Raw genomic sequence first — 25415 nt, forward strand, 5'->3', positions numbered from 1 at the left:
CTTTAAAAATGTGAAAAAACACTATAAGTATTACAGAAAAAATGTGGAGATGCAGTAGTTGTTTTGTGTAAAACATCACATTTGGTCGCTTAAGCTGATCGGTTTTTAAAGTCAGCAGAAGTTATTAAAAATACAACCTTTTTGTTATGATATGGCGAATATCAAAGATAGATAGGAAAGTAAATGACGACCTTAAAAAATGATCGTTTTCTGCGCGCCTTGTTGCGTGAACCTGTAGATGCCACTCCGGTATGGATGATGCGTCAGGCGGGCCGTTATTTACCAGAATATCGCGCAACGCGTGCTCAGGCAGGAGATTTCCTTTCTCTTTGCAAAAATACTGAACTGGCCTGTGAAGTGACCTTACAGCCTTTACGCCGTTATGATCTGGACGCCGCGATTTTGTTCTCTGACATTTTGACAGTGCCTGATGCTTTAGGTTTAGGATTGTATTTTGAAGTGGGTGAAGGGCCTAAATTTCATAAAACCGTCCGTACCGAGCAGGATGTCGCAAATCTGCCGGCCTTTAATGCAAAATCGGATCTGGATTATGTGATGAATGCAGTGTCGACCATTCGTTCGGCCTTGGGTGGCCAGGTTCCTCTGATCGGTTTCTCTGGCAGTCCGTGGACCTTGGCGACTTATATGGTAGAAGGCGGTTCAAGCAAGGATTTCCGCTTCACCAAAAATATGATGTATGCACAGCCTGAAGTGCTGCATGCTTTGCTGGAGCGTCTAGCCGATGCCGTGATTGATTATTTGAATGCGCAGATTGATGCAGGTGCACAAGCGGTACAGATTTTTGATAGTTGGGGCGGCGCACTGGCGCATCGTGAATATATCGAATTTTCGCTCAACTATATGAAGAAGATTGTTGCTGGCTTGCACCGTGAAAAAGATGGCCGCAAGATTCCAGTAATTCTGTTTACCAAAGGTGGCGGTCAGTGGTTAGAACCGATGATCGCTACAGGCGCAGATGCCTTTGGTCTGGACTGGACCACACCACTGGATGTAGCACGTCAAACCGTTGCGGGTCGTGCTGCGCTTCAGGGTAACCTGGATCCTGCGACTTTATATGGTTCATCGGAAACTATTATTAAGGCGACCAAAGCCATGCTGGATGATGCTTATGCCAATGGTGAAAAAACCGGTTATGTAGCAAACCTCGGCCACGGCATTACCCAGTGGGTCGATCCAGCCAATCCAAAAGCCTTTATTGATACCGTACATGAGTATAGTGCTAAATATCTTTAGGATTTAAACCTTGATCGATCTATTCAAATCAGGGTTTGAATTTACCTATAAGGCAGCTTCGGCTGCCTTATTTGGGATTCTACTCCTGCTGGCGTTTGCACTCACTGCTGCCATGGGCAGTGATCTGTTTTACGGTTTTTACCGTTATGACTATCTGTTATTTTTTGCCCTGCTCATTCAGGTGCTGCTGCTTTATACCAAACTGGAATCCTGGGCCGAAGCCAAAGTGATTGCGCTGTTTCATCTCATGGCCATGGTGATGGAAATCTTTCTGACCCATCCTGCGATTGCCTCCTGGTATTATCCACAACCGGCAATCTTTAAAATTATGACCGTGCCTTTATTTGCCGGTTTTATGTATTCTGCGGTCGGCAGTTTTTTTGCGCGTTCCTTGCGTTTATATCAGGTCTCATTTGAAAAGTTGCCAGGCTTTCGCCATATGTTGCTGCTGGCGGTGTTGTCTTATATCAACTTTATGAGCAAGTTTTTTATTCCTGACTATCGCATGCTTTTATTTGTCTGGAGCGTGCTGATGTTCTGGAAAACTAAAATTCGTTTTCAGTTGAATCAGCACGCTTTTCAGTTGCCAATGTTACCGATCTTGCTGCTGCTGGCCTTTATCATCTGGATTGCCGAGAACATCAGTACCTTTTATCAGATCTGGCTCTATCCAAGTCAGATTGAACAATGGCATATGGTGGGCTGGGGCAAACTCGGGTCCTGGTATTTGTTGTTATTGCTGAGTCTGGTCTTGGTACTGAAGATTTTAGGGCAGCGCAATTTACATGGCGACTGGACGCTGAAAGAGTAATGGAATTATTCAGGTTATGTTTATGTAAAGCATGCATTTTTTCGATTGCGCCAAACCTGACTTATCGCTACTCTGCTGAGTGTGTAAGTCAAATTACATAATGAGAGTAATAACAAAGATTGCATGAGAATAACTGGAGAATAAGTATGTTGAAAAAAATTATGCTGGCGGCAGTATTAGCGACTGGTTCAAGTATGGCGATGGCTGACCGAGATGTCGGCTGTGGTATCGGAAGTCAGGTGTGGGCCGGTCAGACTGGTATTATTCCTAAACTTTTAGCAGGTACCACCAACGTTCTTTTCACGAATCAATGGCTCGGGATCACGTTTGGTACTTTGGGTTGTAGCCAGGGTGGAACAGTCACCGCTCAAGTGGTGACTTTTACCAATGAAAATGCTGAAGCACTGGCGCGTGATATGGCAGTGGGTGAAGGTGAAAGCCTGAATGTTCTGGCTGAACTTCTGAATATCAAATCTGAAGACAAAGGCCATTTTTTTAACATTTCCAAGCAGAATTTTTCTGAAATCTATTCCGAACAAAACCAGAATACCCTTCAAGTTCTGAGTTCATTACAAACAGTGATGGCCAAAGATGAAGTATTGAAATCTTACATCTGATCCGCACTTTGAAAACCCTGCTGCTCTGGCAGGGTTTTTCTTATGACTCAAAGAAATTGACGAGAATAAGTTAACTGAATGAAATATGCGTTCTTCATGTTGGGTCTGGCCTTCAGTCCCTTAAGTTTTGCAAACGAAATTAATCCAGATATCCAGCATTATCTCGATCAGGCCAAAAGCAAACGCCTAGATCAGAGCACCACCTGGCAGCGTCTGATGTATGCCAATTCTAAAGGCCACAGCGAGGTCGATTATTCAGGCTATTTTCTGGCAGAGCAGGGAAAGACTGATCTCAAAAAAGAAATACAGCATAATATTCAGGCCTTATTTGGCAGTACAGAACCGAATCAGTCCATCCGTTGCAAGTTTCCGGCCCGAAGCAGCTGGTTAATGCAGCAGCTGGATATTTCCGAACAGCAATTGCCTGAAGTGAGTTGTCCGGATTTTGATCGATGGATTGCTGAGGTCAAGCCCTATCAGGCCACGCTGATTTATGCCACAGATTTTATGGGCAATCCCAGTTCGATGTTCGGGCATACCTTGTTGCGTCTAGATCCCAAAGATCAACAGCAGCTCAACCTGATTTCCTATGCCGTCAACTATGCCGCAACCGTCGACGGCAATGACAACTGGTCATTTGCCTGGAAAGGACTGACCGGACAATATCCGGGTGAATATTCCCTGATGCCGTATTATCGCAAGGTCAAAGAATATGGCGACTTTGAAAGCCGGGATTTATGGGAATATGAATTAAATTTAACGCCGCAAGAGACCCGGTTTCTGGTGCAGCATCTTTGGGAAATGCAAAAGGTGAGTTTCCCTTATTATTTTATCAATGATAATTGTGCTTATCGCCTGCTGGGGCTATTCGATCTGGTGCGTCCTGAGTTGAATCTACAAAAACAGTTTAATTCGACTGCCATTCCGATCGAAACCTTGAAAGTGGTAGAACAGCAGGGCTTGATCAAACAGAAAGTTTATCGTCCTGCCCTGGAAACACAGTTGCTGGCTCAATCTAGACAGCATGGCAAAGCTTTGGCAAAAAAGGCTCATCAGCTGGCTTATGCAGAAACAGGTACCATGCCTTCAATGTTGCAAACTTATCCGGCAGAGGATCAGGCCAAAGTGCTGGAAATGGCCTATGATCATCTATATCTGGATTTTCTCAGACAGAAAGTAGATGAGTCCTTTGCCCAGCCACGTTTTCGCAAGTTATTGGGCTTAAGAAGTCAGCTGGCTATCGAGAAACAGCGTCAAGCACCTGAGCGTCCGAAAACAGATCCAGTACAAAGTCATCATGCACGAAATATCAGTTTTGAGGCCGGACAGGTTCAGGGTGAATCCTTTGTTCAGCTTGGGCATCGGTATGCCTATCATGATTTAATCGATCCACAGGGTGGTTTGCGTACCGGCACACAACTGCTGTTTCTGGATGGGGCATTACAATATCGTAATAGTGAACTCAAACTGGAACATCTGGATTTACTGGCCGTCAATTCCTATAACCCGATTAATCCATTTAATACGCCCTTATCTTGGGGTTTTAATCTGGGCTGGACACAGGAAGCCTTAGACCGTCATGGCCAGTTTAGCGAAGAGCAACAGCATGGCGTCGCCGGTTTTAAGACCCAAGCGGGCTATAGCTGGGCAAATGCGAGCCGCGAACATTTGTGCTATGCACAAATGCAAACTCACGTTCAGGCGGGCAAGGCGCTCGATCAGGGTTGGCGCGTAGGAGCAGGGCCAACTTTGGGCTGCCAGAATATCTGGACTGATCAGATCAACAGTCTGGTGCAAGTGGAACTGCCTTATTGGGAAGATTCGCATCGCTGGCATCTGAAGCTAAATACCCAATTGCAATATGCCTTTACTGCACAGAATGCGGTTCGATTGTCTTGGGAATATCAGCAACAACAGGCGAAAGACTGGGATCAATGGAGTTTGGGCCTGATCCGTTATTTTTAAACGGCTTATATATTTTAAGGGCTAGTTTACGAAACTTTTCCTGTGAATCATCGATCAGTATAATTGGAATAATCTTGTCGATATTTTAGTTAATGCACCCGAATTTTGTTATATTTGTCACATAATGTTAGTGCAAATTGCAGTGTTTTGGGGAATGGGGCGTATGAATAATGAATGCATGGCAATGCTGGCCGAACAATGGAGGCAGATCTGTCAGAATTATTCAGCAGATGATCTATTGCATGCATTTCATTTTGTTCAGGAACATTCTGTTATTCTGGTCGAAGAATTCTATAAGAATATGCTCTTAGAAAAAGAATCGGCCCAGTTCCTGACCGACCAGATGGTTCAGCAGCGTTTGCGTAATACCCTGATTCAATGGCTGTCAGAAAGTTTTAGCGTACCGATCAACAAGAGTTATGTGCAAGCCGTACAAAAGCAGGCGATGGTTGGACATGTACATGCCCGGGTCGGTATCCCTTCTTGGTTAATCATGCGTGGTGTTCGCGAAATTGAACGCAAGGTTTTTGAACTGTTGCAAGCATCTTCTCAAAACAGCATGTTGACCGCCTGCAGTTATATTGTGCAAATCATGGGCTTTGCCACAGAAATCATGTGCCGTTCTTATGAAGCCAAAACAGCCATGAATCAGGAAATCAAACACAGTTACCGTGTTTTTTCAGCCATGCAGGATGTAGCGGTACAAAAAGACAAACAGCGCAGCTCATTGCTGGACTGGGAAAATGAACTGATGTTTAAGGTCTTTTCGAGCCCTGACAATTTAAAGCATCCGATGTTGTCCAAATCCGAGTTCGGTTTATGGTTTATCCATAAAGCCTCTTATGCTTTTACCGGTTCGGACCAGGTCGATTTAATCATTGAGCGGATTTATCAGATTGATGCAATTAATCAGACCATCATGGATTGTACGGATAAAAATAATGTCTTGGGGCTGATTCAACAAATCCGTGACTTAAACCGTGAAATTCAACTGCTGGTCGATCAGTTATTTCAGGTTGCGGAATATATTGAATCAGGCAATGATTCATTGACCCAGTTGTTAAATCGCCGTTATTTAAATACGGTGATTTCCCGTGAAATCACTTTTTCCCGTAAAAATCATACACCTTTGTCTTTACTTGCGATGGATGCCGATTTCTTTAAAAGTATCAATGATAAATTTGGACATGCCGCAGGTGATCTGGCACTTAAATTTATTGCCGAAGCGCTGCAAAAATACAGTCAGGGCAGTGATTATGCCTTCCGGGTCGGTGGGGAAGAATTCTTATTGTTGCTGGTCGATACAGATAAACAACGTGCCTTAAGTATTGCCGAAAGTATTCGTAAATATGTTGAAAATGGCATGATTAAAACCGCGCAAGGACAACAGTTTAAAATCACGATCAGTATTGGATGTACGCTCTATGACGGGCATCCGGATTATCAGCGATTTTTGGATGCTGCGGATGCCGCACTGTATATGGCGAAAAATACCGGTCGTAACCGGGTCTATATGGCACAGTCGCCCTCAAATCCGGTAGGGCAGCAATGATCCAGCTAGCTTAAAAGTTTTATTCCTCTGCCGTATGTTGCTGGATAAATTCCTGAAATTTTCGCTTTTGCTGAATATAGTCTGGATGGTTTTTCGCATCATTCCATTTTTGTTTAAAAATGTCGGCGGCCGCTGCTTTGACCGGATCTTCGTGGCTGCGTGGCAATTCTGAACGGCCATGTGCGCCGCTTAAGCCTTTCTTATCTTGCGGAACCGGCCCATCATATTTTTTCCCACCTTTATGGTTGGCGTAACGGCGGGCACGGGTATAACCCATCTGTAAAAACTTGCGTGCCATGTCCGCACCGATAAAATCATCTTGTTTTAAATAAGCTAGGAATAGCTGATAAATTTTGTCACTGCTGGCTTGGGCTTTTTCTTCATCCGCAAAGCGCCAGTGCGGCAGAATTTCAGATTTATAAGGCTCCACCAATAATACGCCTTGTTCTCCTCGGCCAATTCGGTACAACTCGGGCCGTTTGCGAAAATTAATCTTTTCGAAGTCCAGAGAATAATCAAAACTATTCGACACCACCCGTGACTGACGTTTTGGCGGCGGATTTTTGGCTGCTGGACTCATATCTTTGCCTTATATTTAGAAGAGTAGATATCACCCAATAAAGAACACACTAAAAAATATAAAATAATTCTACTGATCTACTCACCCGAGATCAGGATCAAGAAAAGCCCCAGTCATGAGGCTTGGATTTTACTTTGACTTTTTCGAACTGGTCTTCGAGGTTTTGGCTTTATCAGACTTGCTCTTGGACGAAGTGCTTGACTGCTTTTTGGCCGGTGCTGATTTTTTTGAAGAAGATTTTTTCGTCTTGCTGTCTTCATCTTTGCTCTTATTGCTGCTTTTCGCTTTAGCCGGTTTTTTCGCTGAAGATGTTTTCAGGTCTTTGGCTTTATCGCTGCCTTTAGAACTCGCACTTTTCTTCGCCTTTACTTTTTCATCTTTACTGGCATTCTCTTTTTTAGAAGATGCTGCTTTAGATTTAGCGCTTTCAGCTTTTTTGCTGACTTTGCGATCGCTGTCCTTGTCACTGCTTTTGTTCGACTTCTTCAGTTTTTCATCTTGCGTCTTTTTAGCAGTTTTTGCAGATTTTTTGCTGTCTTTGTCCTGATTGTTTTTGCTATTCGCCATGGTCATTTTCCTTGTCATTAAAAATCAAGCAGAAAGATATAAAGCTGTTTGCTGTATATCAACGTCAATTTACTTTAAGCGAGGACTAACTGGATTAAAACTTTATCATGTATCTAAATGTAGGCTTGTTGCAAAGATAAGCAGCAATTGTTTAGCTGCAAGTATAACGAATGCAAATTTGGTCAACAGCAGCTGTGATATCGATATTCTCTGACCAGAGCAGTTTATAAGAAATTAAAAAAACCCCGAATGATCGAGGCTTTAAATAATTGGCTTTTAAGGCTTAGTAGCTTTCTGGCACTGCACTTAAAAACTCACGGCGGGTTTCTTTATCAGTTTTAAAATCACCAATAAAAGAGACTGTACGTGTGGTCGATTCCTGTTTGCCCACACCACGCATCATCATGCACATATGTGCAGAATCAATCATCACGGCGACACCACGTGCTTTGGTGATTTCCGCCACTGCTTCTGCAATTTGCTGGGTCAAGTTTTCCTGGATTTGCAAACGACGCGCAAACATTTCAGTAATACGGGCAAATTTGGACAGGCCCAAGACATGACCTTCTGGTAAATAGGCGATATGGACACGGCCATAAAATGGCAATAAATGATGTTCACATAAGGAATAGAATTCGATGTTTTTGACCAGCACCATTTCACGGTTGTCGGAAGGAAAGACCGCTTTGTTGGTGACTTCTTCAAGTGTTTGACTATAACCCGAGGTTAAATATGAAAATGCTTTGGCAGCACGCACAGGCGTATCTTTGAGACCAGGGCGATTGAGATCTTCGCCAACGGCAGTAAGAATGTTTGCGTAGGATTGCTGCATAGTCATATGACGTATTCACTTAAACTGAGAATGAACAAGGACGGCATTGTAGCAGAAAACTTTTACAATGCCTTGTTTTGAGGCGAAAACCGGTTACTGTTTAAACTTTGGATTCTTTTCTGCACGTTTTAGCAGAACCAGAACTGCACCAGTACCGCCTTGTTTTTCAGGCGCACTGACAAAAGCCAAAACATCGCGATGCTGACGCAGCCAACCATTCACATAGGTTTTTAAAATCGCTTCCGGGCCTTTACCGTGTACGATCTTAATCACGTTCTGGTTTTCATCTTTGGCGATCTGGATAATTTGTAGCACCGCCTGACGCGCTTCTTCCACGGTACAGCCATGCAGATCCACAGCTTCAAACCAGCGTAAATTGCCGGCTTTTAAGTCTTCAAACACTTTATGCTGCAAGGTGGCAATGCGATAGCTCAAGTTGGCCTGACTCCCGACAGGATTGAGCATGGCCTGCGTGTCCGATAATGCCATGGCATCTGTTTCCATCGGGCCAGTCGCCGCTGCACGCTTTGCCAGGACTTGTGCATCCGGTTTTTTCTTGCGCGGTTTGTCCAATTGAACGGTATTTCCCGATTCAATTTTTTGCACGCCCTGCATTTGCTTGCGGAATAATTCCAGTTCTTCTAAAGCTTCTTGCTCGACAGTCTTTTCAACGGGTGCAGCAACAACCGCAGGGGTATGTGGCTGTGTAATTTGCTTCTTAAAAGATTTCAGCAGGTTGTACTGATCTTTAGATAATGAAGAATCGTGTTTACTCATAATGTAAAAACAAGGGAGATGCGGAATTTAACAGAATTATAGTCTGAAAATAGATAAAGGAGAAATGAATTGCTTGCATGGCATGTCTCGGTATTTATGAATTCACATGATGCTATTTCTTTTCTTATCAATCCTGAAAATAAAAAAGCCCAATCCTGAGATTGGGCTTGGTCTAAGTATTAAACTAGTCAATAGTTAAACCGATTCAGGCTCACCAAACAGGTTACGGAATGCATGATCAGGTCGAGGCTGTTTCATAAAACTTTCACCGACCAGAAAGGCATGAATATCATGCTGTTGCATCATCGCCACATCGGCAGGGGTAGCAATACCACTTTCAGTGACTAACAGGCGAGAGGGATCGAGTAAGTTCTTTAAACGAATCGAGGTATCTAAATCGACATCGAAGGTTTTTAAATTACGGTTATTCACACCCAGCAAGCAGCGATCTGAAAGTTTCAGCGCACGTTCCAGTTCAGCTTCATCATGTACTTCAACTAAAACATCTAAATTATGCTCAAAAGCAGTCTTCGACATTTCTTCCAGTTGCTGATCTGACAGACATGCCACAATCAGTAAAATACAATCTGCATCTAAGGCACGTGCTTCAATGACTCCATAAGGATCGATCAGGAAATCTTTGCGCAGCGCCGGCAGGTCACAATGCGAACGGGCAATCTGAATATTTTCATCTGCACCCTGAAAAAAGTCCACATCGGTCAGGACAGATAAACATGCGGCACCAGCATCTTGATACTGTGCTGCAATTTCCGCAGGATTAAAATTCTCACGAATAATCCCCTTAGATGGCGAGGCTTTCTTGATTTCAGCAATTACACCCGGACGTTTTGACATTAAAGACTGGGCAAAACCACGCACAGCTGATGCACCTTGAGCGAGCTCTTCCAGATCTTTATAACTTTTCTGCTTTAAACGTAGAGCAAATTCTTCCGTTTTACGGTCAACAATCTTGCCTAAAATTGTATTTGCGATATCCACCATGATCAAAATTCCTGACCGAATTAAGCTTCGTATTGTTTAATGGTTTTGGTAAATTCAGACAGCACACTCATTTTTTCCAGGGCCTGGCCGCCATAAATAATGTCATGTGCCAATGCAACACCATGTTTATAGCTGCTGGTCAAACCGGAGACATAAATACCTGCGCCCGCATTCAGGGCAATCATATTGGCCGCTTTATCACCGATCTCTGATTTTTTCTTGCCCAATGCATCCTTGATTAATGCCAGACTCTGTGCAGAATCTTCTACAATTAAACCAGTCAAGGTTTGAGATTCGATATTAACCAATTCAGGGGTAATTTCCCATTCAGTCACTTCGCCATTTTTTAGCTCTGCCACATACGTTGCAGAGGCAAGACTGATCTCATCCAGCCCGTCGCGAGAATGCACCACCATCACATGTTCAGCACCGAGCTGTTTCATTACTTCTGCAATTGGACGGCACAGTTCATTGGAAAACACGCCAATGACTAAGCGATTGACGCCGGCCGGATTGGTCAGCGGGCCAAGTAAATTGAAAATGCTGCGAATCCCCAATTCTTTACGCGGGCCGATTGCATATTTCATGGCTGTATGATGATTCGGTGCGAACAGAAACCCGACCCCCACATCACGGATACAACGCTCGGTTTGCTGCATATTCAGATCAAGATTAATCCCAGCCTGTTCCAGTAAATCTGACGAGCCTGATTTGGTTGAAACGCCACGGTTGCCATGTTTAGCAATGGTTGCGCCTGCTGCTGCGATCACAAATGCAGACGCGGTAGAGACGTTAAACAGGTTTTGACCATCACCGCCTGTACCGACAATATCGACTAAATAGGGAATATCGCTGACATCAATTTTGGTAGCCAGTTCACGCATGACCCGTGCGGCTGCGGTAATTTCATCAATGCTTTCGCCTTTAAGGCGTAAACCCATGAGCAGGGCACCAATCTGGGCATCAGTGGTTTCACCTGACATGATGGCACGCATCACGTCTTGCATTTGATCCTGAGTCAGGTGAATGTTTTTGGTAATATTGTTTAAAGCTTGTTGAATATTCATAAGATGTTCTTAGGCATAAATTTCGAGAAAGTTTTTAAAGATTTGATGGCCATGCTGGCTCAGGATCGATTCAGGATGGAACTGCACGCCTTCGACCGGCAATGTCTTATGTTTTACCCCCATAATTTCTTCCATAGAGCCATCGGCTTCATTGGTCCAGCAGGTCACTTCCAGACATTCAGGCAAGGTGGCTTGATCAATCACCAGGGAATGATAGCGCGTTGCAGGAAATGGCGACGGAAGATTACTGAAAATCCCGGTATCGCTGTGGTACATATCCGACAGACGGCCGTGCATGACACGTTTGGCACGTATGATGTTGCCACCAAATGCCTGACCAATACTCTGATGGCCGAGACAAACGCCCAATAACGGAATTTTTCCAGCAAAATGCTGAATCGCAGGAATCGAAATGCCTGCTTCACTCGGCGAGCATGGGCCGGGGCCAATCACTAAATACTTGGGTTGCCATCGCTCTATATCTTCCAATGTCACGGCATCATTACGGACTACTTTTACTTCTTGATTCAGTTCGCCAAAATATTGAACGATGTTGTAAGTAAAGGAGTCATAGTTGTCAACCATTAAAAGCATGAGCTTAACCTATTGAAATTAATGCACTTAACTGTGCTAAAGTTGTCCAGATCGTACTTTATTTGCGCCTATTGCAAGCACGGGTGTGACACGACTAAATCATTGATTTCATTGTGTGAAAATAAAGCACTATTCATCATAGCAAAAAATAGCCGTATTCGGCGCAACAATTTTGCTCAATTTATTTGCTTTAAAAGCATCTGTATCAACTGAAATAAAATTTTAATCATGATTTAAAGTAATAGACTTACTTAAAGAAACTTTAGGCTGTGTATTTTTTAGGGAAAAATTGATAAGTTAAAAATAATCAGCAATATTGATCTAAAGTTTGTTGAAAAAAGCATCACTTGAATAATAGAAATTTATATAGACTATGGTGTAGAAAGTATATTTAAAGAAAATGCCTCAAAATATTCACTGAGCAACTGCATGTTGCAGATCTCTGTTTGTCTCAGACCATAAGAAAACAGTCAATTTTTTAGCAACATATGGGTGTTTTTTAAACAAATACACGAAAAAGTAGCAAATTTTATATAAAAAACTATGTTTTTAATACACTTCTATAGGTGATTGCACTATTTAGGTGCGCTAAAAAATAAAGCAGAAATAAAATAAATGAAGAATGCCTGAATATAGTGCATTTAGTTTCTCAACTAGTATAATAGTCGCAAAGTATTTTTGTCACTTCATGATTTCTTATATAGATTTCAAGATTTTATCTATACTTTGAATAGTTGGTACGGTAATTGCTTAATGACTACCAACTACTAACACGCACGTAACGAGTGCAACAAAAATTCATCGGAGCAAAATGAGCATGGCGAACAAAGTCCTTCAACTCATCCAAGAAAGTGGCGCGAAATGGGTCGATTTCCGTTTTACGGATACTAAAGGTAAAGAGCAACATGTGACTTACCCAGCAGATACAATCGACGAAGATACTTTTGAAGACGGTAAAATGTTCGACGGTTCTTCAATTGCTGGTTGGAAGGGCATCGAAGCATCTGACATGATTTTACGCCCAGATGCAGAAACCGGTTTCATCGACCCGTTCTTTGCCGAGCCTACAGTTGTTGTGACTTGTGATGTGATTGAGCCTTCTACAGGTCAGGGTTATGACCGTGACCCACGTTCGATTGCTCGCCGTGCTGAAGAATACCTAAAATCGACAGGTATTGGTGATACAGCATTCTTTGGCCCAGAACCAGAATTCTTCGTATTTGACGAAGTGAAATGGGAAATCGATATGTCTGGCGCGCGCCATACATTGATCGCTGAAGAAGCGGCCTGGTCAACCAACAATGACTACGAAGGTGGTAACTCTGGTCACCGTCCACGCGTAAAAGGTGGTTACTTCCCGGTTCCTCCAGTTGATTCTTCACATGATATGCGTGCAGATATGTGTGCCAAAATTGAAGACATCATGGGCCCAGGTCGTGTAGAAGTACATCACCATGAAGTTGCATCTTGCCAGTTGGAAATTGGTGTAAGCTTCAACACCATGGTTCGTAAAGCGGACGAAGTTCAACAGTTTAAATATGCGGTTTGGAACGTTGCGCATCAATATGCGAAAACAGCAACCTTTATGCCTAAACCAATGGTTGGCGATAACGGTTCTGGTATGCACGTTCACATGTCGATCTCTAAAGATGGCAAGAACTTGTTTGCTGGTGATGAATATGCAGGCCTTTCAGAAATGGCATTGTACTTCATTGGCGGTATTATCAAACATGCGCGTTCATTGAATGCATTAACCAACCCTTCTACAAACTCGTACAAGCGTCTGGTTCCGCATTTCGAAGCACCGATTATGCTGGCTTACTCAGCGCGTAACCGTTCTGCATCTATCCGTATTCCTTACGTGTCAAGCCCGAAAGGCAAGCGTATTGAAGCTCGCTTCCCAGATCCAATGATGAACCCGTACCTCGGTTTCGGGGCATTGTTGATGGCAGGTATCGACGGTATCCAAAACAAGATTCATCCAGGTGAAGCGGCTGACAAAAACCTGTACGATCTTCCTCCTGAAGAAGAAGCGAAAATTCCGACTGTGGCGCATAGTCTGGATATGGCGCTTGAAGCACTTGAAGCAGATCATGATTACCTGCTGAAAGGTGGCGTGTTCACGAAAGACATGCTTGATGCCTATATCGAACTTAAAACTGAAGAAGTGCGTCGTTTAAACACGACCACTCACCCAGTTGAATTCGAGATGTACTACAGCCTGTAATTCTTTCAAGAATTTCCCTGTAAAAAACCCGCGCATGTCGCGGGTTTTTTCTATACTGGGTTAATATAAAGCAAAGAATGTTGAATTAGATTGTTATGGCTAAACCACGTAAAAAACATACCGGATTTTTTCCTTGGAATGATCCTAAAGACCATGCACAAGGTTTTAAGTTAAATTTTTCTGAAGTTACATATTTGGAAGTAGGGCATACCATTGAAGGTTATAAACAAGCACAGTTTGTTGAACTGAAAAATCCTGAACTGGCACTTACATTTGACTATCCAAAAGAGTTTTATTTAAGCGCTGAAGGCTTAATTTTAATTAAAACACCCCAAGGCAAATTTGAAGTGATTGCTAAAGCAGATAACTGTTAAACATGACGTATTTTTCTAAAAATCAGCATACCTTGATGCCCACTATGTCTGCTGAGCTAAAACCATGGCTGTATGCATCAGGTTCTCTGACACAGCAATTGACCGGCTTGGCGCAGGGACAATTTCATGTTGAGCCTATTCAAGAGCATTTTCAGCGTTTAAGCTTCGCCAATGCCAAATGGATGCACATGTCACATCAGCATACTTCCTGGGTGCGGGAAAGCTATCTCTATGGTTCAGAACAGTCGCCCTGGGTGAAAGCAAAGAGTATTTTTCCAATTTTAAGCCTGCAAAAAAAAGCCCGAATCTTTCAGCATATTGGGACTAAGCCAATTGGCTGGTTCCTGTTTCAACGGACGAATCCACTCTGCCAGCGTCGGGTCATTCTTTTAGAAGAGGGTTGGACGCGTCAGAGCTGCTATACTTGGCACGGCTGTAAATTTATCGTACAAGAAACATTTTTACCGGCATTTGAACACTTTATACAAAATTCAAGGGCTTGACTTTATATGGCAACTGCACAAGCAATAACCTGGCGTGAGCGTCTTGGCGCCTATTATTATCTTTGTCGTTTTGATAAACCGATTGGTACTGAACTGGTCTTTTGGCCAACCTTGTGGGCGTTATGGATCGCGGCTCAGGGGATGCCACGCATTGAAATTTTAATTCCCATGATTTTGGGTGTGATTTTTATGCGGGCGGCGGGTTGTGCCATCAATGATTTTGCTGACCGTAAAGTCGATGCGCATGTGGAGCGTACTAAAAACCGACCACTAGCGACCGGAGTCATCAGCGCCAAAGAAGCGGTGATGGTATTTCTGGTTTTGGTGGCTGCCAGCGCCTGTCTGCTATTTTTCTTGCCGATCGAAACTTTTTACTGGTCATTTGGGGCTTTGCTGTTAGCGTTTATTTATCCTTTTATGAAACGTTATACCCATTTGCCTCAGGTATTTTTGGGTGCAGCATTTTCCTGGGCCATACCCATGGCCTATACCGCTGTTGGGCAAACACCTGATCTGACTTGCTGGTTATTGTATTTTGGTAATCTGGCCTGGACTGTGGCCTACGATACTCAATATGCGATTGCAGACCGTGAATATGATTTAAAGATTGGAGTAAAATCAACCGCAATTCTGTTTGGTCGCTATGATATTCCAATCATTAGCACCTTGCAGGCGAGCAGTATTTTATTGATAGGTGCTGCACTTTGGCTGGAAAATTTATTGATTCCATTTGGCTTGTTAGCACTTTTGCTGGTTGCTGCTGATTTTATTTACCAATGGTTTAAAACTCGCGATAAAAATCCACAGCTATGTTTTTGGGCATTCCGTCATAACCGTTGGATTGGCCTCATTATTTTTGTGGGAATATTGTTTGCTCTAAGATAATTACCGTATGTCGGATAACAACAAAAGCATCCTATAAAGGATGCTTTTTTTATGATTAATTTTGAGTGATCTCGATTAAGAGATAGGGAATAACAATAAAAGGATAGAAATATGTAGAACAGTTATAAGAAATTGATGTTAGGTGTGCTGTGTTCCTCGGTACTATTTTTATCTGCGTGTAACGATGATGATAATGATTTCTTTGTCCCGCAGCCTCAGGTTTTTCTCGGTGAACAAACGTATACCCAAGATGTTATGTCTCAAGCATCAAGTATTCGGGTTATGCGCTATAACATGCCAAATGTACAGAATAGGACTGCAGAAGCTACTGCCTTGGTAATTTATCCGCGAACACAACAACCACGAGATGGTTGGCGTGTTGTTGTCTGGGAGCACGGTACAGTAGGGAGCGGTGATAGTTGTGCGCCAAGTCGAAATACTTTTAACCCACGCTTTAAAGCCATGGCTGAGAGTCTGCTTGCCAAAGGCTATGTGATTGTTGCTCCTGATTATGAAGGATTGGGTACACAGGGCATTCATCCTTATTTACATTTAGAGAGTGCGGCACAATCTGCAATTTATGCAGTGAAAGGATTTAAGCAACAGCAAGGGAATAGATTTAATGGAGCTTGGGTTTCTGTGGGTCAATCACAAGGGGGGCATGCTTCGCTTGCAACGGCAGAATTTGCAGGAAATGATCCAAACTATAAGGCAGCGGTTGCTGCGGCACCAGCCTCCAGCCTAGGTTATATTATTGGTACAGTTGCCCCACAAGCTTTAAATCGATTAGTTTTGGGCGAGGGTGCTGGTGTTGTTCCGGCAGGAACTGCCAAAGCTGTGTATTCAGAATTACTTGCTTATGCAGCATATGTGGCAGTTGGAATTAAAGCTTATGAGCCAAATTTTGTATATCAGAATATTTTTGAATCCAGTGCAAAACTGGTTGCTGAGCGTGCAGAAGGAACCACTGGTGAAAATGGCTTGTGTCTAGGCGATTTAATGACAGAGTTTAGTGCAGATATCGATCAATGGTTGCGGCAGAATCCTGGAAGAACAGTAGCTGAATATCCGGGGTTGATAGATGCTTTTGATCAAAACAGATCTGTGAAAGAATTTTTGGTGGAGAACCAACCCGCGACTAAAAAAATCAGTGTACCAGTCATGATTATTCAGGGTAAGGAAGATATGGCAGTACCTTATGATGTTACAGATGTTTTGCAAAAGAATTTGGCAGCTTTGGGTACAGACGTGACTTTCCTAGGGGTTGAGGGTGCAGGACATACTCAAGCAATTGTAGAAAAGAATGCTGAACTGGTTGCATTTATTGAAGAGCATATGCCAGCTAAGTAAAGAATAGAGTTATTAAGATCTACAAAGGAGCTTCGGCTCCTTTTTTACAGTAAAACTTTTCAAAGACTTGAGCTATGACTTTATTTTGTTATATTGAGCAGTGCAATTAAATGACGAAATTAAAGTAGGTTTGTTATGTCTGAGCAGCCGCAGCCCCGCAGTGTTAAAAAGCTGGTAATTTTAGGTGCGCTGGTATTATGTATACCGATATTTTTGGTGAGTATGGCTTTTCTTGCGGTAAATAGTGATGCTAAAAATCAGGAAAAATATAAACAGCAGCAGGCAGAAATGATTGCCCGCATCGAAGCGCGAGAAGCTGCGGAAAAGCTCAAAGCAGAGCAAGATACAAATTCAACCCAAGCTGCATCCGAAAGCGCAGTAACCTTACCTTAAATTATCTCAAATCTCTTTGCAGTTGTCTGATGCTTGGAATCTGAGTGTATCGAATTACGGTATAGCCTGCTGCAATCAGCATAGCATCCCGTTCAGCATCTTCCTGCTCTTTGCCAATGTGGCTGGGATCATCCAGTTCAATAATGGCCAGTACATTATAGTCACGATCAAGCACCACAAAATCTGTAACTTTACGATTGAACTGATTACGCATGTTCATCTGGTCATGCGTAATCAAGGCGCTAAAGGCAACCTGAGCCAGAATATGATGATGAGGAAAGGCTTCTTTTAGGCGTGTAAACATCCTGCTTTCAAAAGCAGTAATCACACGCTTCGGATAGAATTTTTTTTGACGGGTGAACAGATGTGGGAAGAGCAGGCAAACTAACGCAAAAGTTGCCAGGCAGCCAATCACAAAAAATATAAACTGACTCAAATTAAACACAGATCACAAATAGGGACGAATAAAAAAACCCACTTCGCAATGAGTGGGTTTTTTCATAATCTTGGCTCTCCCACCTGGGCTCGAACCAGGGACCTGCGGATTAACAGTCCGTCGCTCTACCGACTGAGCTATGGGAGAATAGATTGGCTCTCCAACCTGGGCTCGAACCAGGGACCTGCGGATTAACAGTCCGTCGCTCTACCGACTGAGCTATTGGAGAATCTGACAGCGATTATAGAGAGATTTGAAAAGGGGTCAAGGCACTTTTAGAAAAAAGCCGAAGAAATTGAATCAAGTGTTTTAAAAATAGTCGAAAAGGCTTGGAGTTCAAACTGTTATGTTTATGTAAACAGTCTGAGCAGTCAGATTGTTATCAGCCTTAATTTTTGTAAGTGATCTGGATCAGAGAATATAAGGTAGCTGATTGTATATACAGATATCACTACCGATCTCAATTTAAAAAAAGCAGATATAAAAAAACCCACTTCGCAATGAGTGGGTTTTTTAGAATCTTGGCTCTTCCACCTGGGTTCGAACCAGGGACCTGCGGATTAACAGTCCGTCGCTCTACCGACTGAGCTATGGAAGAATAGATGGCTCTCCAACCTGGGCTCGAACCAGGGACCTGCGGATTAACAGTCCGTCGCTCTACCGACTGAGCTATTGGAGAATCTGATCGGCATTTTAGGCAGGAAACCCAAGGTCGTCAATCAATTAATGTAAAGAAATGAATTGTTTGCTTTATAAATATTCATTTGGGGCTTAAAAATAAAAAAATCACCCGAAATGGGTGATTTTTTAGCAAAGAAATAAAGAATTATTTCTCAACACCTGCAGGCTGACCTGCATATTTCGCATTTGCATAATCCCAGTTTACTAGGCTTTCCAGGAAAGTAGAGATGTATTTAGGACGTGCATTACGGAAATCGATGTAATAAGCATGTTCCCAAACGTCAATCGTCAATACTGCAATTTTGCCATGTGCCATTGGCGTATCAGCATTTGAAGTTTTCATGATTGACAGTTGACCGTTTACTTGGTCAGCCACTAACCAAGCCCAACCTGAACCGAACTGAGTGGTTGCAGCAGCAGCAAATTCTTCAGCAAATTTTTCGTAAGAACCGAAAGCTTCATCAATTTTTGCAGCCAAAGTGCCCGTTGCTTTACCGCCACCGTTTTTAGCCATACAGTTCCAGTAGAACGTGTGGTTCCAAACTTGAGCAGCGTTATTGAAAATACCTGCTTTAGACGCATCACCAGCAGTTGCTGTAATGATTTCTTCTAGAGTTTTGCCTTCAAGCTCAGTACCAGCGATCAGGTTGTTCAGGTTAACCACATAAGTATTGTGGTGTTTGTCGTGATGGTATTCTAAAGTTTCTTTGCTGATGTGTGGAGCAAGATCTTCGTAGCCATAAGGTAATGCTGGTAAAGTAATGGTTGTCATGTTCTCAATTCCTTGCATTTAGCTGGGTTTTAACAATAAGTGGCTTTATTGTAATAGATAATCGGACCAAATGGGCATTACGTATAAATAACAATACACAATAAATCCTGAAAATATATAAATAAAGCTCGTGGAAAATGCTGTCAGCGAGAATTAAATCGGATTGTTTAATTCGTAATAAGCATACTCAATATTAAACTGTTCTGAAATCGCTTTGGCCAGGCGCTGTACACCATATTTTTCAGTGGCATGATGGCCACAGGCATAATAATGTACATTCAGTTCCTGAGCTTCATAGAAGGTGCGTTCGCTCACTTCACCAGAAATATAAGCATCACACTCTTGTAGCGCTGCTTTATGAATATAATCCTGCGCACCACCGGTACAGAAACCGACTTTATGGATTTGAGTTTTGTCCGCAGGAAGATGAATTGCATCAAAGCCAAGTTTTTCTGAAACATAGTTTTTAAAATATTCAGGACGCATCGGTTGTTTTAAATAGCCAATATTGCCAATCGGATGGCGTTCACTCGGATCCAACTGTTCGATATTTTCCAGTTCTAATAAATCTGCAATCGCCGCATTATTGCCTAAAGTTGGATGACTGTCTAAAGGCAGATGATAGCCAACCAGAGAGATATCATTTCGAATCAGAGTCTTAATTCGTTTACCACGCATGCCGGTAATTGGATAAGCTTCACCTTTCCAAAAATAACCATGATGAACCAGCAATAAATCAGCGCCTTGCTCAATTGCAGCTTCAATTGCACTCTGGGAGGCGGTCACGGCACAGAGGATTTTATTCACCTCGGATTTGCCTTCAATCTGCAAGCCATTCGGTGCATAGTCCTTAAATTCACGTGACGCTAAAGTCTGGTCACACCATTGAATAATATCGTTCAAATTCGCCATAAAATTCCTGTAAGTTTAAAAACTTGCCCATATTTATCTATAGCTTTAATTGTAACTAAAGCTGCACAAATCTCTGTGGAATTTTTTGTGTTTAGTTATGTATTTAGCATTACAATAGAACACAAATTACTTAGTCATCAACGAATTAAAATATTTTAGAGGATAGCAACGTGCGCCGCACCTTTACATGGTTACCCTGGGTGTTACTGATTTTAGTCATTATCGGTTTTTTGGGGTGGCAACAACTACAAAAACCAAAGGCACCAGTTGCGCCAGATGGCGTCAAAATGCCTGCTGAAAAAGTAGAGCCGTTGATTGATACATCGCGTTCAGGAGGCGTGGTCTCCTATAGTGCTGCTGTAAAAGTGGCAGCACCGGCTGTTGTGAATATTTTTACCACCCAAAAAGTCAAGCAACAGGCGCATCCTTTACTGACCGATCCGGTATTTCGTGAATTCTTTGGCGATCAGTTGCCTGACCAGTATGGACAAAGCCCGAATGAAAATAGTTTAGGTTCAGGTGTAATTGTACGTCCAGACGGTTATATCCTGACCAATAACCACGTGATTGCGCAAGCCGATCAGATTGTAGTGGCTTTGCAGGATGGCCGTCGTGCTGAAGCCAAGGTGGTTGGAACTGATCCGGATACCGATCTGGCCGTGATCAAGATTGAACTGACACAATTGCCAGTTCTGCCATTTAAACTCAGTGACAATGAAGTCGGTGACGTCGTTTTGGCCATTGGTAACCCATTTGGTGTGGGTCAAACCGTAACGCAAGGGATTATTTCAGCAACAGGGCGTTCAGATCTGGGCATTAATACCTATGAAGACTTTGTGCAAACCGACGCTGCAATTAACCCGGGAAATTCAGGCGGAGCCTTGATCGATGTCGCAGGTAACCTGATTGGGGTGAATACGGCAATTTTCTCGCAAACTGGTGGTTCACTGGGGATTGGTTTCGCCATTCCAGCCAAAATCTGCCAGCAGGTGATGAATGCTATTCTGAAAGATGGCCGTGTCGTTCGTGGCTGGTTAGGAATCAGTTTATTACCGACAGAACGTGATGATGTACTGCAACCTAAAGAGAAAGGGGTGACCGTCGCAGAAGTGCTGGCAGATGGACCGGCAGCGAAAGCGGGCATCCAGCGTGGCGACAAAATTATGAAAGTGAATGAGGAAGAGATCAGTTCGGCTTCGCATTTGATTAATTTTGTTGCCCTGCAAAAACCGAATAGTACCATTCAGATTGAAGTAGAGCGTGCCGGCAAAACCATGATGCTGGATGTGGTGGTGACTGAGCGTAAAGCACAAAACAGTTCTTCTCAATATATTCCACTGCCAGGTCAGTAAGTTTTATTTAAAAAAATCCCTCTGCAGAGGGATTTTTTTGCTTGTTATTTTTTAGTTACCTGATACAAAAATGAAATACGGCTTTTGGTTTAAATCATTTAACTTGATGAAATTACATCAAAAGAGAAAATAAAAAATGACTTTTATGACGGCGGATCAGGCCAAGGTTTTATCAGATGTGGCCAATTTAAATATTGAGGTCTATAAGCCGCGTCTAGCCAAGTTAATTGAAGAAAATGCGAAACAGGGCAATACCGCAGTCATTACTGTATTTCCCAAACATTTGCTTTTGGAAGATATTCGGGCTTTATCAGCCGAGTTGACTGAACTGGGCTATAACGTACGTTTTGAAGTGCTGGAGTTTTATTATAGCTTTAATGTGTACTGGCTCTAGTGTGAATCTTCATTGAACTAAGGCTTATTTTGAGCCACTATTTTATTGGATCGGTCTGATTTGATCTTATGAGTGATCGGGCTGTATATGATCAAAGATGCGAGTTTTTATAAGTAGGTGCTCAACTCTAAAAAATCCATCAGTTTTATTTTAGAATCATTATTGTAATGTACCGAGAATCTACAATTTCTCGGTACATATTCATTTGACGGATAGGCTGAGATCAGGGTAAGCAACTAAAATCAGCTGAGCTTTATTTAGCCTAAGTAACTTATGAATCATCTGCAAAATTAAATTTTGAGCTTATTTCTAAAACGGCTCAATTTCATCTGCAACCAAATTATTCCTGATTCACCTGATATTCCTGGATCACTTCAAGTGCCGCCCGAAATGCTTCCTGAGTTGCTGGTGCACCGCAATATGGCAGGCTATGGAGTAACACTTCCTGAATTTCCTCAACCGTCGCACCGTTGTTAAGAGCGCCCCGAACATGGCCTTTTAGTTCAGTGGGGCTTTTTTGAGCCGTAAGGAAAGCAATGGTAATTAAAGAACGATATTTACGTGGCAATACACCTTCACGTTGCCAGGTTGAACCCCAGGCATGTTCATTAATCCAGTCTTGTAGAGGCTGGGTAAAAGGCACGGTATTTTGCTGTGCACGTTTGACAAAGCTTTCGCCCATGACATCAGTACGCACTTTCAGGCCATTTTCATAATCTTGTTGTGACATGGTTTACCCTCAATTTTCTTATAGCTCTAGCTTAGTGCTTTTTATGCGAAATACCATCGTGCCATAGTCGTAAAAAAGTGGCTAAAAAGCCACTTGGAAAGGTTCTAAAGTGAAATATTCAACTACGATCCCACTTTGGAATTTATGACACCTTTGGTCAAAGTTTGATTTAAGGCGAAGTTGAGTGTAAAGGATCGGTTTGAACAGAAGTATCGGTTCCTGTCGCATCTGCTTTACGAATATGGGGGTTCTCCAACTCCAATACTTCCTGTAAATGCAGATCAAAGACATCTGTGAGCATGCTGTCATAACGACGTGCATTATAGTGAAGCAGTTTTTCTGCTTCTCTATCATTAATAAAGCCATGTTGCTGTGCATCTGTCACATGCTCGGCAAAGCTTAAACCTTTAAACTGACCTTTGTTTTCAGCTTTTTTAAAGCGATCCCAAAGCTGTTCAATATCCAGTAGCAAAGCGAAAGTCGATTCCATGCGTCCAGTGACATCAGTTTCATGGGTATTGTAATAGACATGCTTTTTCAATACCTGACGGAATGCGTTATCTTCCATCATGCTATTTGCAACCTGCTGTTTAAGCTGGTCTGAGGGTTTGTGTACGGGACGGCCAAATGGGAAACATAACAGCTTGACCATGCCTGCTGCTGCACCGGCCGGGAAGTTAGCAAACAGATCATAAAATGCTTCCTGCGCTGTATAGAGTGACTTTTCTATTGCAAGCTGTGCATGCAAACGTTCAGCTTCAGTCTTTTTGCTATGCTCAAAATACTTCAGAATAGAGGAGGCAATAAACAGGTGAGCATGAATATCGGCGAGACGTCCGGACAGCATTTCTTTGCGTTTGATATCGCCTGCCAGCAAACCCAGACACATGTCTGCGGTTAAGGCAAAGTTGGCGCTCAGCCGGTTAATGACCTTGTAATAAGGTCGGGTAAACTCAACTGCACTTTGAGGTGCTGTACTTGAACCACCCGTAAATGCGTAGGCAAAGGAACGGGCGGTACGGTTAAAGGTATAACCCAGATGTTTAAACAGCAAATGATCAAAAGGGTTGAGTGCTGCTGCCGGGTCTTCAGCCTGTAAGAGTTGTAATTCTTCATAGAGATAAGGATGACAGCGCATTGAACCCTGACCGAAAATCATCAGGGAGCGACTGAGAATATTTGCACCTTCAACGGTAATGGAGACTGGAATCGCTTGATAATAAGGTGCCAGAAAATTACGTGGCCCCATCTGAATGGCGCGGCCACCGACCACATCCATCCCGTGATTCACCACCTTACGCATTCCCTCCGTGGCATAGTATTTGGCAATCGCTGTCATTACAGCAGGCTTGCCGCCCTGATTAAGGCCACAAGTCACCAGATAACGGAAAGCTTCCAGCATATAGGTATCACTGGCAATTTCACTATTGGCTTCCTGAACACCTTCAAACTTGCCGACTGAAATTTTAAATTGTTGACGGATTCGGGAAAAAGCCCCGACATTTAAATAAGTCATTTCTGCCGCAGAAGTGGACAGTGCCGGTAGGGAAATGCCACGACCCACAGCCAGACATTCCATCAGCATGCGCCAGCCCTTACCGGCATTTTTTACGCCACCAATAATCCAGTCCAGAGGAATAAATACATCTTTACCTTCAACTGTACCATTCATGAATGGTGGGCCGGGATTATGACGAGGACCTACTTGCACCCCTTCGTGACTGGCAGGTAGCAGGGCACAGGTAATACCATATTCTGTCTGTTCGCCCAAAAGATGATCCGGGTCATACATTTTAAAGGCCAGACCTACCACTGTTGCAATGGGTGCCAGCGTAATCCAGCGTTTGGAAAAATTCATTCGCAAGCCTAGGACTTCCTGACCTTCAAACTGGCCATAGCAGACCACGCCAGTATCGGGAATAGCGCCTGCATCAGAGCCGGCTTCAGGACTGGTCAGGCCGAAACAGGGAATTTCTTCACCTCGCGCCAGGCCCGGCAGGTAATGGTTTTTCTGTTCCTCAGTACCATAATGCAGCAATAGTTCACCCGGGCCGAGAGAGTTCGGTACCATGCAACTCACGGCCGTGGTGAGGGAGCGAGAGGAAATCTTGCTCATCACCCGGCTTTGAGCAAAAGAACTAAATGCGCGACCACCATATTCTTTGGGAATAATCAGGCCCAAAAAACCATGCTCCTTAATATATTGCCAGACATGATCAGGCAGCGCTTTCTGCTCGTGAATTTCCCATTCATCCAGCATGCTGCACAAGGTTTCAACTTCATTGTCCAGAAAAGCCTGTTCTTCTAGCGAGAGTTTTGGATAAGGATAGCTATTAAAGGTTTCCCAGTTCGGCGCACCCATAAACAGTTCTTTTTCCCACCAGCTGGTTCCGGAGTCCAGTGCTTCACGCTCTGTCGGACTGATGCTCGGCATGGCATTGGCCAGTGCTTTATAGGCCGGTCTGGAAATAAACGACATGCGCAGAGGGTCGATTATCACCACGAGGCTGATCAGGATGAGTGGGATACCAAGAATCAGTGACCACGGACTAAGAAAGGCACAGACCACTGACACGACCATCAGCACGATTGCACCCGCACTACGCGAGAGCTGAAAATAGAAAACTGCCCATAAACTCAGTAATAGCAGTAGCACAGCGAAAATAAATGACATTGTTATATTTCTCCAGATTTATACAACACCGGCTTTGTCTGGATTTCTCGGATATTTCACCACCGTTCATTCATTTTTAGTCGTTCGAGAATCAGACAGGTTTAGCATTGGATT

25 protein-coding genes and 4 tRNA genes are annotated in these 25415 nt (G+C 43.2%); 13 read left to right on the forward strand and 16 right to left on the reverse strand.

The annotated features are described in order from the left end of the window. Positions 1 to 183: 183 nt before the first annotated feature. From hemE to FTT75_RS04350, 5 genes are all read left to right on the forward strand, one after another. Positions 184 to 1254, forward strand: coding sequence for a uroporphyrinogen decarboxylase (gene hemE / locus FTT75_RS04330; RefSeq protein WP_074383035.1), 1071 nt, complete (start codon positions 184 to 186; stop codon positions 1252 to 1254). A gap of 10 nt (positions 1255 to 1264) precedes the next feature. Continuing rightward, positions 1265 to 2065 carry a DUF817 family protein gene (locus tag FTT75_RS04335; RefSeq protein ID WP_005096399.1) on the forward strand — a complete coding sequence of 267 codons (801 nt, stop codon included), beginning with the start codon at positions 1265 to 1267 and terminating at the stop codon, positions 2063 to 2065. 146 nt (positions 2066 to 2211) lie between these two features. Continuing rightward, entirely contained in the window at positions 2212 to 2682 is a 471-nt protein-coding gene (locus FTT75_RS04340; protein WP_005096400.1) for a DUF3015 family protein, read from the forward strand. Between the two features lie 78 nt (positions 2683 to 2760). After that, positions 2761 to 4647 carry a DUF4105 domain-containing protein gene (locus tag FTT75_RS04345; RefSeq protein ID WP_180185944.1) on the forward strand — a complete coding sequence of 629 codons (1887 nt, stop codon included), beginning with the start codon at positions 2761 to 2763 and terminating at the stop codon, positions 4645 to 4647. A gap of 163 nt (positions 4648 to 4810) precedes the next feature. Continuing rightward, entirely contained in the window at positions 4811 to 6199 is a 1389-nt protein-coding gene (locus tag FTT75_RS04350) for a diguanylate cyclase (RefSeq protein ID WP_180185945.1), read from the forward strand. 19 nt (positions 6200 to 6218) lie between these two features. Here the strand turns inward: FTT75_RS04350 and FTT75_RS04355 are convergent, their stop codons facing one another. From FTT75_RS04355 to FTT75_RS04385, 7 genes are all read right to left on the reverse strand, one after another. Continuing rightward, complete coding sequence (locus FTT75_RS04355) at positions 6219 to 6779, reverse strand: DUF4385 domain-containing protein (protein ID WP_180075681.1); 561 nt, start codon at positions 6777 to 6779, stop codon at positions 6219 to 6221. A gap of 129 nt (positions 6780 to 6908) precedes the next feature. Continuing rightward, entirely contained in the window at positions 6909 to 7346 is a 438-nt protein-coding gene (locus FTT75_RS04360; RefSeq protein ID WP_005096405.1) for a hypothetical protein, read from the reverse strand. Between the two features lie 283 nt (positions 7347 to 7629). Further along, complete coding sequence (gene folE / locus FTT75_RS04365) at positions 7630 to 8178, reverse strand: GTP cyclohydrolase I FolE (protein WP_005096407.1); 549 nt, start codon at positions 8176 to 8178, stop codon at positions 7630 to 7632. Between the two features lie 93 nt (positions 8179 to 8271). Then, positions 8272 to 8955 (reverse strand): Smr/MutS family protein, encoded by a 684-nt coding sequence (locus FTT75_RS04370; RefSeq protein ID WP_074383030.1) that lies wholly within the window; start codon positions 8953 to 8955, stop codon positions 8272 to 8274. A gap of 195 nt (positions 8956 to 9150) precedes the next feature. Then, positions 9151 to 9957 (reverse strand): indole-3-glycerol phosphate synthase TrpC, encoded by an 807-nt coding sequence (trpC, locus tag FTT75_RS04375; protein WP_005096409.1) that lies wholly within the window; start codon positions 9955 to 9957, stop codon positions 9151 to 9153. Between the two features lie 20 nt (positions 9958 to 9977). Beyond that, on the reverse strand, positions 9978 to 11024 hold the full coding sequence (gene trpD / locus FTT75_RS04380; protein ID WP_005096410.1) for an anthranilate phosphoribosyltransferase: 1047 nt from the start codon (positions 11022 to 11024) through the stop codon (positions 9978 to 9980). Between the two features lie 9 nt (positions 11025 to 11033). Continuing rightward, on the reverse strand, positions 11034 to 11618 hold the full coding sequence (locus FTT75_RS04385; protein ID WP_100355236.1) for an aminodeoxychorismate/anthranilate synthase component II: 585 nt from the start codon (positions 11616 to 11618) through the stop codon (positions 11034 to 11036). Positions 11619 to 12429: 811 nt separating this feature from the next. Here FTT75_RS04385 and glnA point away from each other — a divergent pair. The 6 genes from glnA to FTT75_RS04415 all read left to right on the forward strand — a co-directional run bounded on the left by glnA (position 12430) and on the right by FTT75_RS04415 (position 17350). After that, positions 12430 to 13845, forward strand: coding sequence for a type I glutamate--ammonia ligase (gene glnA / locus FTT75_RS04390; protein ID WP_180185946.1), 1416 nt, complete (start codon positions 12430 to 12432; stop codon positions 13843 to 13845). Between the two features lie 95 nt (positions 13846 to 13940). Next, on the forward strand, positions 13941 to 14219 hold the full coding sequence (locus tag FTT75_RS04395; RefSeq protein ID WP_005096415.1) for a hypothetical protein: 279 nt from the start codon (positions 13941 to 13943) through the stop codon (positions 14217 to 14219). 35 nt (positions 14220 to 14254) lie between these two features. Continuing rightward, entirely contained in the window at positions 14255 to 14722 is a 468-nt protein-coding gene (locus tag FTT75_RS04400; RefSeq protein ID WP_159515955.1) for a chorismate lyase, read from the forward strand. 6 nt (positions 14723 to 14728) lie between these two features. After that, on the forward strand, positions 14729 to 15607 hold the full coding sequence (gene ubiA, locus FTT75_RS04405; RefSeq protein WP_005096418.1) for a 4-hydroxybenzoate octaprenyltransferase: 879 nt from the start codon (positions 14729 to 14731) through the stop codon (positions 15605 to 15607). A gap of 135 nt (positions 15608 to 15742) precedes the next feature. Continuing rightward, entirely contained in the window at positions 15743 to 16957 is a 1215-nt protein-coding gene (locus tag FTT75_RS04410) for an alpha/beta fold hydrolase (RefSeq protein WP_180075729.1), read from the forward strand. A gap of 135 nt (positions 16958 to 17092) precedes the next feature. Further along, positions 17093 to 17350: a hypothetical protein gene (locus FTT75_RS04415; RefSeq protein ID WP_005096421.1), complete on the forward strand. Its 258-nt coding sequence runs from the start codon at positions 17093 to 17095 to the stop codon at positions 17348 to 17350. Position 17351: 1 nt separating this feature from the next. Here the strand turns inward: FTT75_RS04415 and FTT75_RS04420 are convergent, their stop codons facing one another. The 7 genes from FTT75_RS04420 to FTT75_RS04450 form a co-directional block, all read right to left on the reverse strand. Then, on the reverse strand, positions 17352 to 17795 hold the full coding sequence (locus FTT75_RS04420; RefSeq protein WP_005096422.1) for a DUF2726 domain-containing protein: 444 nt from the start codon (positions 17793 to 17795) through the stop codon (positions 17352 to 17354). Positions 17796 to 17857: 62 nt separating this feature from the next. Further along, positions 17858 to 17933: transfer RNA gene (locus FTT75_RS04425), tRNA-Asn, on the reverse strand. Positions 17934 to 17939: 6 nt separating this feature from the next. Then, positions 17940 to 18015 (reverse strand) — tRNA-Asn (locus FTT75_RS04430). 293 nt (positions 18016 to 18308) lie between these two features. Continuing rightward, positions 18309 to 18384: transfer RNA gene (locus FTT75_RS04435), tRNA-Asn, on the reverse strand. Between the two features lie 5 nt (positions 18385 to 18389). Beyond that, positions 18390 to 18465 (reverse strand) — tRNA-Asn (locus tag FTT75_RS04440). A 147-nt stretch (positions 18466 to 18612) separates the two neighbouring features. Next, entirely contained in the window at positions 18613 to 19239 is a 627-nt protein-coding gene (locus FTT75_RS04445) for a superoxide dismutase (protein ID WP_100328762.1), read from the reverse strand. Between the two features lie 153 nt (positions 19240 to 19392). Beyond that, positions 19393 to 20151: a Nif3-like dinuclear metal center hexameric protein gene (locus tag FTT75_RS04450; RefSeq protein ID WP_180185947.1), complete on the reverse strand. Its 759-nt coding sequence runs from the start codon at positions 20149 to 20151 to the stop codon at positions 19393 to 19395. Between the two features lie 170 nt (positions 20152 to 20321). On the opposite strand from FTT75_RS04450, the gene FTT75_RS04455 reads away from it, so the two are divergent. Both FTT75_RS04455 and FTT75_RS04460 read left to right on the forward strand, forming a co-directional pair. Then, positions 20322 to 21503, forward strand: a complete 1182-nt coding sequence (locus FTT75_RS04455) for a trypsin-like peptidase domain-containing protein (protein ID WP_180185948.1) — start codon at positions 20322 to 20324, stop codon at positions 21501 to 21503. A 136-nt stretch (positions 21504 to 21639) separates the two neighbouring features. Further along, entirely contained in the window at positions 21640 to 21897 is a 258-nt protein-coding gene (locus tag FTT75_RS04460; RefSeq protein WP_180185949.1) for a hypothetical protein, read from the forward strand. 340 nt (positions 21898 to 22237) lie between these two features. Here the strand turns inward: FTT75_RS04460 and FTT75_RS04465 are convergent, their stop codons facing one another. Next, positions 22238 to 22627 (reverse strand): carboxymuconolactone decarboxylase family protein, encoded by a 390-nt coding sequence (locus tag FTT75_RS04465; RefSeq protein WP_180185950.1) that lies wholly within the window; start codon positions 22625 to 22627, stop codon positions 22238 to 22240. A gap of 169 nt (positions 22628 to 22796) precedes the next feature. Continuing rightward, positions 22797 to 25301, reverse strand: a complete 2505-nt coding sequence (locus FTT75_RS04470; RefSeq protein ID WP_180185951.1) for an acyl-CoA dehydrogenase — start codon at positions 25299 to 25301, stop codon at positions 22797 to 22799. Positions 25302 to 25415 lie beyond the last annotated feature (114 nt).

The sequence above is a fragment of the Acinetobacter sp. YH01008 genome (assembly GCF_013420435.1).
GTDB classification, from domain to species: Bacteria; Pseudomonadota; Gammaproteobacteria; order Pseudomonadales; family Moraxellaceae; genus Acinetobacter; species Acinetobacter pseudolwoffii.

Excerpts from the sequence above, each read along its gene's own strand:
- hemE (WP_074383035.1), top strand. The coding sequence starts at position 184 with ATGACGACCTTAAAAAATGATCGTTTTCTGCGCGCCTTGTTGCGTGAA.
- FTT75_RS04340 (WP_005096400.1), top strand. The coding sequence starts at position 2,212 with ATGTTGAAAAAAATTATGCTGGCGGCAGTATTAGCGACTGGTTCAAGT.
- FTT75_RS04345 (WP_180185944.1), top strand. The coding sequence starts at position 2,761 with ATGAAATATGCGTTCTTCATGTTGGGTCTGGCCTTCAGTCCCTTAAGT.
- FTT75_RS04350 (WP_180185945.1), top strand. The coding sequence starts at position 4,811 with ATGAATAATGAATGCATGGCAATGCTGGCCGAACAATGGAGGCAGATC.
- FTT75_RS04355 (WP_180075681.1), bottom strand. The coding sequence starts at position 6,779 with ATGAGTCCAGCAGCCAAAAATCCGCCGCCAAAACGTCAGTCACGGGTG.
- FTT75_RS04360 (WP_005096405.1), bottom strand. The coding sequence starts at position 7,346 with ATGGCGAATAGCAAAAACAATCAGGACAAAGACAGCAAAAAATCTGCA.
- folE (WP_005096407.1), bottom strand. The coding sequence starts at position 8,178 with ATGCAGCAATCCTACGCAAACATTCTTACTGCCGTTGGCGAAGATCTC.
- FTT75_RS04370 (WP_074383030.1), bottom strand. The coding sequence starts at position 8,955 with ATGAGTAAACACGATTCTTCATTATCTAAAGATCAGTACAACCTGCTG.
- trpC (WP_005096409.1), bottom strand. The coding sequence starts at position 9,957 with ATGGTGGATATCGCAAATACAATTTTAGGCAAGATTGTTGACCGTAAA.
- trpD (WP_005096410.1), bottom strand. The coding sequence starts at position 11,024 with ATGAATATTCAACAAGCTTTAAACAATATTACCAAAAACATTCACCTG.
- FTT75_RS04385 (WP_100355236.1), bottom strand. The coding sequence starts at position 11,618 with ATGCTTTTAATGGTTGACAACTATGACTCCTTTACTTACAACATCGTT.
- glnA (WP_180185946.1), top strand. The coding sequence starts at position 12,430 with ATGAGCATGGCGAACAAAGTCCTTCAACTCATCCAAGAAAGTGGCGCG.
- FTT75_RS04395 (WP_005096415.1), top strand. The coding sequence starts at position 13,941 with ATGGCTAAACCACGTAAAAAACATACCGGATTTTTTCCTTGGAATGAT.
- FTT75_RS04400 (WP_159515955.1), top strand. The coding sequence starts at position 14,255 with ATGCCCACTATGTCTGCTGAGCTAAAACCATGGCTGTATGCATCAGGT.
- ubiA (WP_005096418.1), top strand. The coding sequence starts at position 14,729 with ATGGCAACTGCACAAGCAATAACCTGGCGTGAGCGTCTTGGCGCCTAT.
- FTT75_RS04410 (WP_180075729.1), top strand. The coding sequence starts at position 15,743 with ATGTTAGGTGTGCTGTGTTCCTCGGTACTATTTTTATCTGCGTGTAAC.
- FTT75_RS04415 (WP_005096421.1), top strand. The coding sequence starts at position 17,093 with ATGTCTGAGCAGCCGCAGCCCCGCAGTGTTAAAAAGCTGGTAATTTTA.
- FTT75_RS04445 (WP_100328762.1), bottom strand. The coding sequence starts at position 19,239 with ATGACAACCATTACTTTACCAGCATTACCTTATGGCTACGAAGATCTT.
- FTT75_RS04450 (WP_180185947.1), bottom strand. The coding sequence starts at position 20,151 with ATGGCGAATTTGAACGATATTATTCAATGGTGTGACCAGACTTTAGCG.
- FTT75_RS04460 (WP_180185949.1), top strand. The coding sequence starts at position 21,640 with ATGACTTTTATGACGGCGGATCAGGCCAAGGTTTTATCAGATGTGGCC.
- FTT75_RS04465 (WP_180185950.1), bottom strand. The coding sequence starts at position 22,627 with ATGTCACAACAAGATTATGAAAATGGCCTGAAAGTGCGTACTGATGTC.
- FTT75_RS04470 (WP_180185951.1), bottom strand. The coding sequence starts at position 25,301 with ATGTCATTTATTTTCGCTGTGCTACTGCTATTACTGAGTTTATGGGCA.